The 13,614-nt window shown below is 70.8% G+C and carries 10 protein-coding genes; 5 read left to right on the top strand and 5 right to left on the bottom strand.

Annotated elements, in window-relative coordinates:
- Positions 1–209: 209 nt before the first annotated feature.
- From ACGF2Y_RS26935 to ACGF2Y_RS26920, 4 genes are all read left to right on the top strand, one after another.
- Positions 210–692: a hypothetical protein gene (locus tag ACGF2Y_RS26935; protein WP_392952394.1), complete on the top strand. Its 483-nt coding sequence runs from the start codon at positions 210–212 to the stop codon at positions 690–692.
- A 28-nt stretch (positions 693–720) separates the two neighbouring features.
- A complete protein-coding gene (locus ACGF2Y_RS26930) occupies positions 721–1,062 on the top strand; it encodes a hypothetical protein (protein ID WP_392952391.1) in 342 nt (113 codons plus the stop codon).
- Positions 1,063–1,253: 191 nt separating this feature from the next.
- The gene (locus ACGF2Y_RS26925; RefSeq protein ID WP_392952388.1) at positions 1,254–4,754 is read left to right on the top strand and encodes an ALF repeat-containing protein; all 3,501 of its coding nucleotides are present in this window, start codon (positions 1,254–1,256) and stop codon (positions 4,752–4,754) included.
- A gap of 102 nt (positions 4,755–4,856) precedes the next feature.
- The gene (locus ACGF2Y_RS26920) at positions 4,857–5,633 is read left to right on the top strand and encodes a barstar family protein (RefSeq protein ID WP_392952385.1); all 777 of its coding nucleotides are present in this window, start codon (positions 4,857–4,859) and stop codon (positions 5,631–5,633) included.
- A 95-nt stretch (positions 5,634–5,728) separates the two neighbouring features.
- Here the strand turns inward: ACGF2Y_RS26920 and pgl are convergent, their stop codons facing one another.
- The 5 genes from pgl to tkt are packed head-to-tail and all read right to left on the bottom strand — an operon-like array spanning position 5,729 to position 12,338.
- Positions 5,729–6,511 carry a 6-phosphogluconolactonase gene (gene pgl, locus ACGF2Y_RS26915; RefSeq protein ID WP_392952382.1) on the bottom strand — a complete coding sequence of 261 codons (783 nt, stop codon included), beginning with the start codon at positions 6,509–6,511 and terminating at the stop codon, positions 5,729–5,731.
- Positions 6,508–7,548 carry a glucose-6-phosphate dehydrogenase assembly protein OpcA gene (gene opcA, locus ACGF2Y_RS26910; RefSeq protein WP_392952379.1) on the bottom strand — a complete coding sequence of 347 codons (1,041 nt, stop codon included), beginning with the start codon at positions 7,546–7,548 and terminating at the stop codon, positions 6,508–6,510. Before opcA ends, pgl begins: the two co-directional genes overlap by 4 nt.
- A complete protein-coding gene (gene zwf / locus ACGF2Y_RS26905) occupies positions 7,545–9,077 on the bottom strand; it encodes a glucose-6-phosphate dehydrogenase (protein WP_392952376.1) in 1,533 nt (510 codons plus the stop codon). Before zwf ends, opcA begins: the two co-directional genes overlap by 4 nt.
- A gap of 5 nt (positions 9,078–9,082) precedes the next feature.
- Complete coding sequence (tal, locus tag ACGF2Y_RS26900) at positions 9,083–10,201, bottom strand: transaldolase (protein WP_392952374.1); 1,119 nt, start codon at positions 10,199–10,201, stop codon at positions 9,083–9,085.
- Positions 10,202–10,235: 34 nt separating this feature from the next.
- Positions 10,236–12,338: a transketolase gene (tkt, locus tag ACGF2Y_RS26895; protein ID WP_392952371.1), complete on the bottom strand. Its 2,103-nt coding sequence runs from the start codon at positions 12,336–12,338 to the stop codon at positions 10,236–10,238.
- Between the two features lie 285 nt (positions 12,339–12,623).
- Here tkt and ACGF2Y_RS26890 point away from each other — a divergent pair, with 285 nt between their 5' ends.
- Positions 12,624–13,577 (top strand): heme o synthase, encoded by a 954-nt coding sequence (locus ACGF2Y_RS26890; RefSeq protein ID WP_392952368.1) that lies wholly within the window; start codon positions 12,624–12,626, stop codon positions 13,575–13,577.
- Positions 13,578–13,614 lie beyond the last annotated feature (37 nt).

Here is a 13,614-nt window from a genome sequence, read left to right as displayed (position 1 = left end):
GGGCAATATGGCTGCGCCGAAGTTGATCTTCGGAGCAGGGCCGGGGGGTTCGCGTGTCGCATGCCGCATCAGGGTGAAACATCTTGTCGCCGTTCTCGCTCCGGCCTCTTCGGCGGACCGAGCGAAACCCGACCAGGTGAGGCACCCGAGTGAAGGCACATATCGCAAACCGGACGAAGTCGCGGTGGCGGAGACCTCTGACGCAGGCCATGGCCGCAACGGTCGCGGGCGGATCGCTGGCCTGGCTCGTGCTCGCGGGGGGAGCCTCCGTGGCGGCCGAAACTCCGGAGGCCGCTGCCGCCGACGAGGCGCCGGGTTACGCGGTGGAGGACTTCTCCTACCCGCAGGCCGACAAGATCCTCGCGGAGCAGGGGATCCTGCTGAAGCGCGGAGACGGCCACATCGTCCTCGTGGAGTGCGCCGGCGGCACCGGTCTCATCGAGGTGTGGGCACGCCGACAGGACAACAAGAAGATCTGTTTCCGCGCCACCGGGAACTCGGGGTGGCTGACGATGGAGATCCCGGCGGTGCATTCCATCAAGGGCAACGACTACACGACCGAGGTCGACATGACCGTCGGCAGCGAGAAGAAGTCGTTCGACATCACCAGCAACGCATGGACCTCGGTGGGTGAGAGCGCGGACGAGCAGGGCCGTGAGCACATGCTCGTGGAGATCCGGACCGCCAAGTAGTCCCGGAGCGGCCCTGGTTCGCATCGCGATGGAGGAACGCCCGGGCGGCGCGGCCACCGGAACGGGTGTCCGGGCGGGCCCGGCCTGCCCGCCCTCGGGCTCGGCCGGCGCCACCGACCGGCGGATCGAAGCCGGCGACGGTGTCCCGGGCGCCCCGGGCGCCGGTCAGTACCCGGGCAGGAGCGTCCACTTCACGGATGCGCCCCCGTACGCCGGCATGGCGTACGGCCCCACCGCGCCCGCCGCCCGCCGCGCCCTGCCGATCCCCGGCGTGTCCACGGGCGGCGCGGTCGCCCCGGCGACCACGCACCGGCCCGGCACCGGCCGACTCCCGGTGTCCGGCGCGGGTTTCGGCCGCCCGGCACGGTAAGGGCTGTCCACCGCTCCGACCGAAGGCTGACGGAGTCCCCGAAGGCAACGGCCCTCGGGGACTCCCGCTTGTCGGGGGCCCTCACCGGAAGCGGCCCCGTCGGCGAGCCCCACCAACACCCGCCCAAGAGCGAACGAAGGAGCAAGGCATTGAATGCCAGGTTGCGAGCCGCGCTGTCATGGCGTGGCGCCGTGGCGACGCTGATAGCCCTAGTGATGGTCATGGGCATCGATATGCGTCCTGCCGCGGCCGAGGACGAACCGTGGGTGTACGACAGAACCGACGTGCTGGAAGCCTGGAAGTACGGCGGCCCGGGTGTGCGCGAGGCGGCCGCGGTCGCCCTGACCGGTTCCGACCAGGACATCCAGACGTTCATGACCCAGGACCTGCCGAGCATCTGGGAGGACGACCTGCGGGTCCAGGTCGCCCAGGTCATGGGCAAGGGCGGCCCGGCCGTGCGGGACGCGGCCAACACCGCCATGGACGGCAACGCCACACAGCTCAAGGCCTTCCTGGGCACCACACTGGCCCCGGCGCACGACGAGGACCTGCGGGTCAGGGTCTCGACGGTGATGGCCACGGGCGGCCCGGGTGTGAAGGCAGCGGCCGGCGCCGCGCTGGACGGCACGGCCGACGACTGGAACGCGTTCCTCCAGGACGGCCAGTACAAGGCGCGCAACGACGACAACCGCGTTCTCGTCTCCCGGCTGCTGGGATCGGGCGGCCCGAACGTACGGAAGCTCGCGAACCAGGCCATGGACGGCACGGACGCGGACATCCAGGAGTTCCTGGACCACGGGTGGGCGATCGCGTCGGCGCGCGACCAGGAGACGCTCACCGTCGCGGAGTTGGCCGCCGTCGCCAGCCACGCGCAGAAGCAGGCCAAGAGGCTCACCGAGACCGCCAAGGACGAGGCGGACAAGGCGGAGAAGGCCACGGCGGCGGCCAAGACAGCGGCGCTGCTCGCGGCCAAGGAGGCGAAGGAGTCGCAGGAATCGGCCGGGAAGGCCGCGGCGGCCGCCTCCCGGGCCGCGGCAGCCGCGACCCGCGCCGCTCAGTCGGCCCGCACCGCGGTGTCGGCGGCCGCCGCGGCGAACGCCACGGCCCGCGTGGCGGCCACCGCAGCGGCGCAGGCGGCCTATGCCGCCAGCCGGGCGGGCAACGCGGCGGCGCTGGCCCGGTCCGCGGCCGGTGCGGCCGCCGGTGACGCCTCCCTCGCCAAGAAGGCCCGGAAGGCCGCCGAGAAGGCGCGCGACGCCGCGGACGGGGCCGAGGACGCGGCCGACGCCGCCGAGCAGGCCGGTGTCGCCTCCGAGGAGGCCGCCAAGTCGGCCGGAGCGGCGGCCAGCGCGGGGGCCAACGCCGCAGCGGCGGCAGCGGCGGCAGCCGACGCCGGCCGATGGGCCGGCTCGGCGGGCGCCAGTGGCGACAAGGCGGCCGCGGCGGCGGCCAAGGCCAAGCGGCTCGCCGACCAGGCGACGAGGGCGGCCAGAGCCACCCAGATCAACGCCAACCAGGCCGCCACGGCCGCCCGGCAGTCGCGTGACGCGGCCAATGACGCGGCCACGCACGCCCGAGCCGCGGCGAAGGCGGCGGACAAGGCCGCCGACGAGGCGGGCAACGCGGTGGATGCCGCGGAGGCGGCCACCGCCGCCGCGAACGCGGCGACGAAGTCCGCCGACAACGCGCTGAAGGCGGCGCGACAGGCCATGACCGTGGTGGACCTCGCCCGCAAGACGGACGCCGAACGGCTGGCCCAGCAGCAGGACGAGGAAGTGCTGGCCGCCGAGGAGGCCAACCGGGCCCACGAGGCCCGCACGGCCGCCGCCCAGTGGCAGGTCGGCCGCATCCAGGAACTCACCGCGCGGACCCGGACGCTGCTGGCGGAGGCCAAGGCGGCATCCGACCCGGCGATCACCGCCACCAAGGGCCGGCAGGCCGCGGTCAACATGCTCCGCAGCAGCGGCACCTGGGTGCGGAGCGCCGCCGAAGCCGCGCTGTCGGGCACCGACGCCGGTGTGTCCGAGTTCGTGCACACCACGCTGGCGGTGGCGCTGGAACAGGACGATCGCGCCAGCGTCGCCCACATCGCCGCCACCAGCGAGATTCCGGCCCAGCAGCAGGCGGCCCTGGACATGGTCGACGAACCGGTCGAGCGGGTACGGGAGTTCCTTCGCACCCGCGCGTATCCGGGCAAGGGGGACGACGACCGGGTCGCCGTCGCCAAGCTCCTCGCCGAGGGCGGCCCCGGTGTGAAGGCCGCCGCCGGCGCGGCGCTCGACGGCACCGACGCCGATGTGGCGCGGTTCCTGGAGACCGGGCAGCACACGGCCCGGGAGGACGACGACCGCGTTCTGGTCAGCAAGGCCCTCAGTACCGGTGGCCCCGAGGTCAAGGCCGCGGCGCAGGCCGTGCTGTCGGGTCCGCCGAGCAGGCTGCGCCCCTTCCTGGAGATCGGTCTCCACCGGGCACGGCAGCGTGACGCCAATGCCGGAGCCCACATCGCGGAGGTCAACACGCTGCTGCTGGCCGCCTACAAGTCGGCCCACCTCGCACAGAAGGACGCCCACCTGGCCCAGAAGGTGGCCGCGGACGCGCGCAAGAACGCCGCGGACGCCGTGAAGTGGGCGAACAAGGCAGCCGACTCCGCCAAGGACGCGAACAACTACGCCAAGCAGGCCGATGCGTCGGCGAACGAGGCGGCCGCGTCCTCCGAGAAGGCGGCCGAATCCGCCCGGACAGCGCGCAACGCGGCTGCGGCGGCGCAGAAGGACGCCCAGTCGGCGGCCCGCTCCGCGGAACGCGCCCAGCACTCCGTCGGCGTCGCCGGGAACTACGCGTACCAGGCCGGGATCTCGGCCTATCAGGCCGGAATCTCGGCAGCGGCCGCGGACAAGGACGCGGTCGCCGCGGCCAAGGCCGAGACCGAAGCCCTGAAGATCGCCGCCACCAAGCTGATCGCGGAACTGCAGGAGCAGATCCGGGCGGAGATGAAGGACCCGAGCAAGCCGATCTCCGACGACGAGATGCGCAAGGCGGTGCAGAAGCGGTTCGTCGAATTCCGCCAGGGGCTGCTGGACAACGAGGAGCTGAGGCCGGGTGACACGGTCCTCATCTGCGTCTCCGACGGTGCCGGCGGAATGGGCTGCAGCGAGAGTTCCTACATCGACCAGATGGTCGCCTGGTACATCGGCGCCGACGAGATCGAGAACTGCCTCGCGAACAAGTCGCTCTCGTGCGTCGACGATCTCATCCTGAGCGCCCTCAAGCTCAAGATCCTCAAGAAGCTCCCCTGTAACGGCACGGGAGCATCGGGCGCACGGGTCATGACGGGCGAGGTCCGGACCGTCGCGTTCCAGGCGGGCAAGGGCAAGGGCAAGAAAAAGTGCCCCGGCAACCGCCTGTCGGACGATCTGCCCACGGGGATGAGCTGGGAGATCGCGGAGGCGTACGACCTCTACAAGCAGGGCGGGCTCACCTCCCACGACACCTACAAGGGCAAAGAGTGGCCGAAGTGGGCCGGAGCCAAGGAGTACGCGGTTCCGAACGCTTCCGACAAGCAGAGGATCCTGGTCAAGACCCTGCCGAACGGGATTGAGATGATCGGGTGGACCTCGACCCACTACAAGAAGATCCAGCGCTTCACGGCTCCGCACTTCCCTGACTGGGGCTGGAACAAGAAGAAGAAGTAGACAGCAGTCGGCACACAGTCGAAGCCGCGTGACACAGCGTCGGGAGTTCCGGCGAAGGGGTCGCGCGGCTTCGGCCTTCCCCGTTGAACGGATCGGTTACGCATGAACCCCGAACGTGAAGGCATCGACGATTCGCAGGACGTCCTGTATCGACTTGTCGATCAGGAATCCGGAGCGGTCCTGATCGCTGCCGAAGACCTGCTGAACTACTTCATGGAGGAGGACCGGGAGCCGCCGGAGACCGTCACCTTCGTCCGGGTACACCAGGTCGGCCGTGGCCGGCGGAAGACCGAGCGCGCCGAACTGCAGGTCGTCGACCGGCAGGGGAGAACGATCGGGGCGTACTACCTCGGGAGGGTGGCCGCCGAGTTCCGGCACGAGCTCGTGTCGTCCGGCGCGGACCGCCCCGACCTCGACTACTCCATCGGACACATCTGCGAGTACCCCCGGGCCGGAGAGATCTGGCGGAAGTGGGCCACGCGTCGACCCGTCGAGCGCGGGGAATGGGCCCACTACCCGTCCGACTGGCACGAGAGCTGGCTGCACGTCGTGCAGACCGCCTGGTTCGACTCCGGGCGGGACGCGACCCGCTACGGTACCGACGGGACGGCGGTCATCGACAGCACCGCAATCACCACGAGGGACGGCTTCTACTGCGCCCTGGGAGAAGCCGTCAACGGACCCGGCGGCTACTTCGGTTCGAACCGCGACGCGGTCTTCGACTGCCTTCGGACCATGCGGCGCGACGGAGCGACGCCGTTCCGCCTGGTGTGGCGGAACTACGCGGCCTCCCGCGAGGCGCTGGGCAGCGATTTCACCGAGAGCGTTATCTCTCTGTTCGAGGAGTGCGGTGTGGAGACCGAGCTGTCCTCGGAGTGATGTTCCGCGCCGCTCCTTGAACGGCGCGTCCGTCACGCCGCAGGCCCGGACCGCTCGGTAGGAAGCGGTCCCGGGCCTGCGAGGTTCTGCGACGCTCAGGCGGAAGCCGGCGGATACAGCGCGCGCGGCAGTCGCGAGGCCGCCGCCGCGTCCAGCAGCCACAGCGTGCGGCTGCGGCCGTAGGCGCCCGCCGCAGGGGCCTGGATCTCCCCGGCCCCGGACAGGGCGATGGCCGCGGCCTCCGCCTTGTCCTCGCCCGCCGCCAGCAGCCACACCTCGCGCGCCGCGCGGATCGCGGGCAGGGTGAGCGAGACGCGCACCGGCGGCGGCTTGGGAGCCCCGCGCACACCGACGACGGTGCGTCCGGTCTCCCGTACCGCGGGCAGCTCCGGGAAGAGCGAGGCCACATGCGTGTCCGGGCCGACGCCCAGCATCAGCACGTCGAACGTGGGCACCGAGCCGTGGTCCTCGGGGCTCGCGGCGGCGGCCAGTTCGGCGGCGTAACCGGCTGCCGCCGCGTCCACGTCCTCGCCGTACGGCCCGTCGGACGCGGGCATCGCGTGCACCCGGGCCGGGTCCAGCGGCACCGCGTCGAGCAGCGCCTCGCGGGCCTGGGTGGCATTGCGCTCCGGGTCGCCCTCGGGCAGGAACCGTTCGTCGCCCCACCACAGGTCCAGGCGCGCCCAGTCGATCGCGTCCCGGGCGGGCGCGGTGGCGAGCGCGGCCAGCAGGCCGTTGCCGTTGCGCCCGCCGGTCAGCACCACCGAGGCGTGGCCCCGGGAGGCCTGGGCGTCCACGATCTTCGTGATCAGCCGGGCCGCCGCGGCCTGCGCCATCAGCTCCTTGTCGCGGTGCACGACCAGTTGGGGAGGCGTCACTTCGAGGCCGCCCTCTTGGCCGGGGCCTTCTTCGCGGCGGCACCCTTCGGCTCGGCCGCCTTCTCCGCCTTCTCCTCGGCGGCCCCCGCGGGAGCGTCCTTGCCCGCGCCGGGAGCGTGCAGCCGGTCGACGCCGAACTTCACCGCGGACGCGTAGGTGTTGTCCGGGTCGAGCCGGCGCAGCTCCTCCGCCAGCAGCTCGGCGGTCTCCCGCCGCTTGAGCGCCACCGCGCGGTCCGGCTGGTTCTGCATGGAGAGGGTGGCCAGCGAGCCGTCGGGCCGGTCCAGGACGATGACGCCGTTCTTCGTCTCCATCCGGACCGCGGTGAGACCGGGCCCCCGGGAGAACGTGCGCTCCACCGGAACGCCGAGCCGGTCCGCGAGCCACATGGCGAGCAGCTCGCAGCTCGGGTTGTCGCTCTCGCCCTCGACGGTCGCGCCGATGACCTCGGCAGGCTGCTGGTCCAGCGCGGCGGCCAGCATCGAACGCCACGGCGTGATCCGGGTCCAGGCCAGATCGGTGTCCCCCGGGCTGTACGTCGCCGCCCGCACCGCCAGTTCGTCGAGCGGACGCTCGGCCGAGTAGGTGTCGGTGATCCGGCGCTGGGCGAGGGCCCCGAGCGGGTCCTTCGCCGGGTCGGAGGGCGCGCCCTCGGGCCACCACACCACGACCGGGGCGTCCGGCAGCAGCAGCGGGAGGACCACCGACTGCGCGTGGTTGGCCAGTTCGCCGTACAGCCGCAGTACGACGGTCTCGCCGGTGCCCGCGTCGGAACCGACCCGGACCTCGGCGTCGAGGCGGGCGTCGCGGCGGGCCCGGGGCGAGCGGCTGACCCGCTTGATCACCGCGATGATCCGCGAGGGGTGCTCGCGGGAGGCGTCACCGGCCGACTTGAGCGCGTCGTACGCGTTCTCCTCGTCGGTGACGATGACCAGCGTGAGCACCATGCCGATGGCGGGGGTGCCGATGGCCCGGCGGGCCGAGACCAGCGCCTGGTTGATCTTGCTGGACGTGGTTTCCGTGAGATCGATCTTCATGGCCGCCTCCAGCTCCGTCCGTCACGTGCGAGCATCTCGTCGGCCTCGGCCGGACCCCAGGTGCCGGCCGCGTACTGCGCGGGCTTGCCGTGCTTGTCCCAGTACTCCTCGATCGGGTCGAGGATGGTCCAGGAGAGTTCGACCTCCTGGTGGCGCGGGAAGAGGTTGGCGTCGCCGAGCAGGACGTCCAGGAGGAGCCGCTCGTACGCCTCCGGACTGGACTCCGTGAACGACTCGCCGTACGCGAAGTCCATCGTGACGTCCCGGACCTCCATCGAGGTGCCGGGCACCTTGGAGCCGAAGCGCACGGTGACACCCTCGTCCGGCTGGACCCGGATGACCAGGGCGTTGCCGCCCAGCTCCTCGGTGGCGCCGGACTCGAAGGGGAGGTAGGGGGCGCGCTTGAAGACGACCGCGATCTCCGTGACCCGGCGGCCGAGCCGCTTTCCGGTGCGGAGGTAGAACGGCACGCCCGCCCAGCGGCGGTTGTTGATCGTCAGCTTGATCGCCGCGTAGGTGTCGGTCGTCGACTTGGGGTCGATACCGTCCTCTTCCAGATAGCCGGGGACCTCCTCGCCGCCCTGCCAGGCGTGCGCGTACTGGCCGCGCACGGTGTGCTTGCCGAGATCCTCGGGCAGCTCGACGGCGGTGAGCACCTTGAGCTTCTCGGCGACCAGGGCCTTCGGGTGGAAGGAGCCGGGCTCCTCCATCGCGGTCAGCGCCAGCAGCTGGAGCAGGTGGTTCTGGATGACGTCACGGGCGGCGCCGATGCCGTCGTAGTAGCCGGCCCGGCCGCCGATGCCGATGTCCTCGGCCATCGTGATCTGTACGTGGTCGACGTAGGACCGGTTCCAGATCGGCTCGAACATCGTGTTGGCGAACCGCAGCGCCAGGATGTTCTGGACCGTCTCCTTGCCCAGGTAGTGGTCGATCCGGAAGACCTCGTTGGGCGGGAAGACGTCGTGCACGAGCTGGTTGAGCTCCTGCGCGCTGGCCAGGTCGTGGCCGAACGGCTTCTCGATGACGGCACGCCGCCAGGAGCCCTCGCTCTGGTCGGCCAGGCCGTGCTTCTTCAGCTGCTGGACGACCTTGGGGAAGAACTTCGGCGGCACGGACAGGTAGAAGGCGAAGTTGCCCCCGGTGCCCTGTGCCTGGTCGAGCTCCTGGATGGTCGCCTTGAGCGTCTCGAACGCCTCGTCGTCGTCGAAGTTGCCCTGGACGAAGCGCATCCCCTGGATGAGCTGCTGCCAGACCTCCTCGCGGAACGGCGTACGGGCGTGCTCCTTGACCGCGTCGTGGACGACCTGCGCGAAGTCCTCGTCCTCCCAGTCGCGGCGCGCGAAACCGATGAGCGAGAAGCCCGGCGGCAGCAGGCCGCGATTGGCCAGGTCGTAGACGGCGGGCATCAGCTTTTTACGGGACAAATCGCCCGTGACGCCAAAGATGACCAGGCCCGACGGCCCCGCGATACGCGGGAGCCGTCGGTCCTGTGCGTCACGGAGCGGGTTGGCTCCGGGAACAGCAGACAAAGTGGTCAGCCCTCCGAGGGGGCGAGGCGCGAAAGCTCCGCCTCGGTCGACTTGAGCAGATCGTTCCAGGACGCCTCGAACTTCTCGACGCCCTCGTCCTCCAGCACCTGCACGACGTCGTCGTAGGAGATGCCGAGCTTCCTGACCGCGTCGAGGTCGGCGCGCGCCTGGTCGTAGCCGCCGGTGACGGTGTCACCGGTGATCTCACCGTGGTCGGCCACCGCGTCCAGCGTCGCCTCCGGCATGGTGTTCACCGTGTTCGGCGCCACCAGGTCGTCGACGTACAGCGTGTCCTTCAGGGCCGGGTCCTTGACGCCGGTCGAGGCCCACAGCGGGCGCTGCTTGTTGGCCCGCGCCGTGTCCAGGGCCGCCCAGCGGTCGCCGGAGAAGACCTCCTCGTACGCCTCGTAGGCCAGCCGGGCGTTGGCCAGCGCGGACTTGCCCTTGGCCGCCTTCGCCTCGTCCGAGCCGACGGCGTCCAGCCGCTTGTCGATCTCGGTGTCCACGCGGGACACGAAGAACGAAGCCACCGAGTGGATCTTGGAGAGGTCCAGGCCCGCGGCCTTCGCCTTTTCCAGGCCCGCCAGGTAGGCGTCCATGACCGCGCGGTAGCGCTCCAGCGAGAAGATCAGCGTCACGTTGACGCTGATGCCCCGGCCGATCGTCTCGGTGATCGCCGGCAGACCGGCCTTCGTCGCCGGGATCTTGATGAGCGTGTTCGGCCGGTCGACCAGCCAGGCCAGCTGCTTGGCCTCCGCGACGGTGGCCGTGGTGTTGTGCGCCAGGCGCGGGTCCACCTCGATGGAGACCCGGCCGTCCTGGCCGCCGGTGGCGTCGAAGACCGGGCGCAGGATGTCGGCGGCGTCGCGGACGTCCGCCGTCGTGATCATGCGCAGGGCTTCCTCGACGGTGACCTTCCGGGCGGCGAGGTCGGTGAGCTGCTGCTCGTAACCGTCGCCCGAGGAGATCGCCTTCTGGAAGATCGACGGGTTGGTGGTGACGCCGACGACATGGCTCTGGTCGATCAGCTCGGCCAGGTTCCCGGACATGATCCGCTTGCGCGACAGGTCGTCGAGCCAGATCGCCACGCCCGCCTCGGAGAGGCGCTTGAGTGCGTCTGTCATGAGTTGCATCTCCTACTGGTCGTATATACCGGCGTCAGCGTGCTGCGGCGGCGAGGGATTCCCGTGCGGCGGTGGCCACGTTCTCGGGAGTGAAGCCGAACTCGCGGAAGAGGACCTTCGCGTCGGCGGAGGCCCCGAAGTGTTCCAGCGAGATGATCCGGCCGGTGTCGCCGACGTAGCGGTGCCAGGTGAGGCCGATGCCCGCCTCGACCGCGACCCTGGCCTTCACCGACGGCGGCAGCACATGGTCCTTGTACGCCTGGTCCTGCTCCTCGAACCACTCGACGGACGGCATCGAGACGACCCGGGTCGGGACTCCGCCGGCCTGGAGCTGCTCGCGTGCCTCGACGGCGAGGTGGACCTCGGAGCCGGTCGCGATGAGCAGCACCTGCGGCGCCGTGTTCTGCCCGGAGGGCCCTTCGGCCTCGAACAGGACGTAACCGCCCTTGGCCGCGTCCTCGTTCGCCTCGTACGTCGGCACGCCCTGCCGGGTCAGCGCGAGGCCGTGGGGTGCGCCCTCGCCGAACACCTTGGTGTAGCGGCGCAGGATCTCGCGCCAGGCGATGGCGGTCTCGTTCGCGTCGGCCGGGCGCACCAGGTTCAGGCCCGGGATGGCGCGCAGCGCGGCCAGGTGCTCGACCGGCTGGTGGGTGGGGCCGTCCTCGCCGAGACCGACCGAGTCGTGCGTCCACACGTACGTCACCGGCAGGTGCATCAGCGCGGACAGCCGCACCGCGTTGCGCATGTAGTCGGAGAACACCAGGAACGTGCCGCCGTAGATACGGGTGTTGCCGTGCAGCGCGATGCCGTTCATCGCGGCGGCCATCGCGTGCTCGCGGATCCCGAAGTGGACCGTGCGGCCGTACGGGTCGGCCTCCGGCAGCGGGTTGCCCGCCGGGAGGAACGACGACGTCTTGTCGATCGTCGTGTTGTTCGAGCCCGCGAGGTCGGCGGAGCCGCCCCACAGCTCGGGCACGATCTCGCCGAGCGCCTGGAGCACCTTCCCGGACGCGGCACGGGTGGCCAGGCCCTTGCCGGGCTCGAAGAAGGGGATCTTCTCCTCCCACCCCGCCGGGAGCTCGCCCGCGGCGATCCGGTCGAAGTCGGCGGCCCGCTGCGGGTTGGCGGTGCGCCACGCGGCGAACGACTTGTCCCACTCGGCGCGGGCCTCACGGCCGCGGTCCAGGGCCTGCCGGGTGTGGCCGATGACCTCCTCGGAGACCTCGAAGCTCTGCCCGGGGTCGAAGCCGAGGACCCGCTTGGTCGCCGCGACCTCGTCGTCGCCCAGCGCCGAGCCGTGCGCGGCCTCGGTGTTCTGGGCGTTCGGGGCGGGCCAGGCGATGATCGAGCGGGCCGCGATGAACGAGGGACGCCCGGTCTCGGCCTTGGCCGCCTGGAGCGCCGCGTACAGGCCGGCCGGGTCGAGGTCGCCGCTGGGGAGCTGGTCGACGCGCTGGACGTGCCAGCCGTAGGCCTCGTACCGCTTGAGGGTGTCCTCGGAGACCGCGGTCTCCGTGTCGCCCTCGATGGAGATGTGGTTGTCGTCCCAGAGCAGGACCAGGTTGCCCAGCTTCTGGTGCCCGGCCAGCGAGGACGCCTCGGCGGAGATGCCCTCCTGGAGGCAGCCGTCACCCGCGACGACCCAGACCATGTGGTCGAACGGGGAGGTGCCCGGGGCCGCGTCGGGGTCGAAGAGCCCGCGCTCGTAGCGGGCGGCCATCGCCATGCCCACCGCGTTGGCGACGCCCTGGCCCAGCGGCCCGGTCGTCGTCTCCACACCGGTCGTGTGGCCGTACTCCGGGTGCCCCGGGGTCTTGGAGCCCCAGGTGCGGAAAGCCTTGAGGTCCTCCAGCTCCAGGCCGTAACCGGCGAGGTAGAGCTGGATGTAGAGCGTCAGGCTGGAGTGGCCGGCGGACAGGACGAACCGGTCACGACCGGTCCACTCCGCGTCCGCGGGGTCGTGCCGCATCACCTTCTGGAAGAGGGTGTACGCGGCAGGAGCCAGGCTCATCGCCGTGCCCGGGTGGCCGTTTCCGACTTTCTGTACGGCGTCCGCAGCGAGGACGCGGGCGGTGTCCACGGCCCGCTGGTCCACATCGGTCCACTGGAGGTCTGTGGTGGTCGGCTTGATGCTCACCCTGAGTCAGGGCTCCTCTCCACTGTCGTAAACCGGTGACTGTTACCGCACCGGGCGCTGTCGAGCCTACCCCCGTTGGCAGGCACGCTTTCCGAGCACTTTCCAGGGTGTGGGCGACCCGTGGAGTTCGCCTCCCGGCGGAATGGCCGTCCGGCGAACAGTCACCCCCAACACGACCCCACCCCCGCGAGGGAGGGCGTATCCGCTACGTCTAGAGTGAACGGGTTCGCGCAAGTCTTCACCGGGCCTCCTCGCCCGGAGCTTGCTGGGATTTCTCTGTCAGGGGTGTGCGTGACGGCCGTCGAGTCCCGACCCGCAGGGGTCGCCTTGACTCCCAGCCCGGGGGGCCATCGCCCGTCCGGGGCCCGCGTCAAGGCCTTCGTGGCTCTTACCAAGCCACGGATCATCGAGCTGTTGCTCATCACCACCGTTCCGGTGATGTTCCTCGCTGCCCAGGGTGTACCCGACCTGTGGCTCGTCCTCACCACCACCATCGGCGGATACCTCTCCGCCGGCGGTGCCAACGCGCTCAACATGTACATCGACCGGGACATCGACGCGCTGATGGACCGTACGTCCCAGCGCCCGCTGGTCACGGGCATGGTCAGCCCCCGCGAATGCCTGGCCTTCGGCATCGCCCTCGCGGTGATCTCCACGCTCTGGTTCGGGCTGCTCGTCAACTGGCTCTCGGCCGCTCTCGCACTCGGCGCGCTGCTCTTCTACGTCGTCGTGTACACGATGCTGCTGAAGCGCCGCACCTCCCAGAACATCGTCTGGGGCGGCATCGCGGGCTGCATGCCGGTCCTCATCGGCTGGTCCGCCGTGACGAACGAGCTCTCCTGGGCCGCCGTCATCCTCTTCGCCGTCATCTTCTTCTGGACGCCGCCGCACTACTGGCCGCTGTCGATGAAGGTCAAGGACGACTACGCCCGGGTCGGCGTCCCGATGCTCCCGGTCGTCGCCTCCAACCGGGTGGTCGCCCGGCAGATCGTCCTCTACAGCTGGGTGATGGTCGCGGTCTCGCTGCTGCTCACCCCGCTCGGCTACACCGGCTGGTTCTACACCGCGGTGGCGCTGCTGTCCGGCGGCGCCTGGCTCTGGGAGGCCCACGGCCTGCAGAACCGGGCCAAGGCCGGGGTGACCGGGGCCAAGCTCAAGGAGATGCGGCTCTTCCACTGGTCCATCACCTACGTCTCGCTGCTCTTCCTGGCCGTAGCGGTGGACCCCTTCCTCCGCTGAGGTCCTCCCGCACGGGCGGGTCACGTGGCACAAGCCA

The sequence above is a fragment of the Streptomyces sp. NPDC048142 genome, from assembly GCF_043202835.1.
In the GTDB taxonomy this organism is placed as follows: Bacteria; Actinomycetota; Actinomycetes; order Streptomycetales; family Streptomycetaceae; genus Streptomyces.
This window is presented reverse-complemented; position numbering and strand designations above follow the sequence as displayed.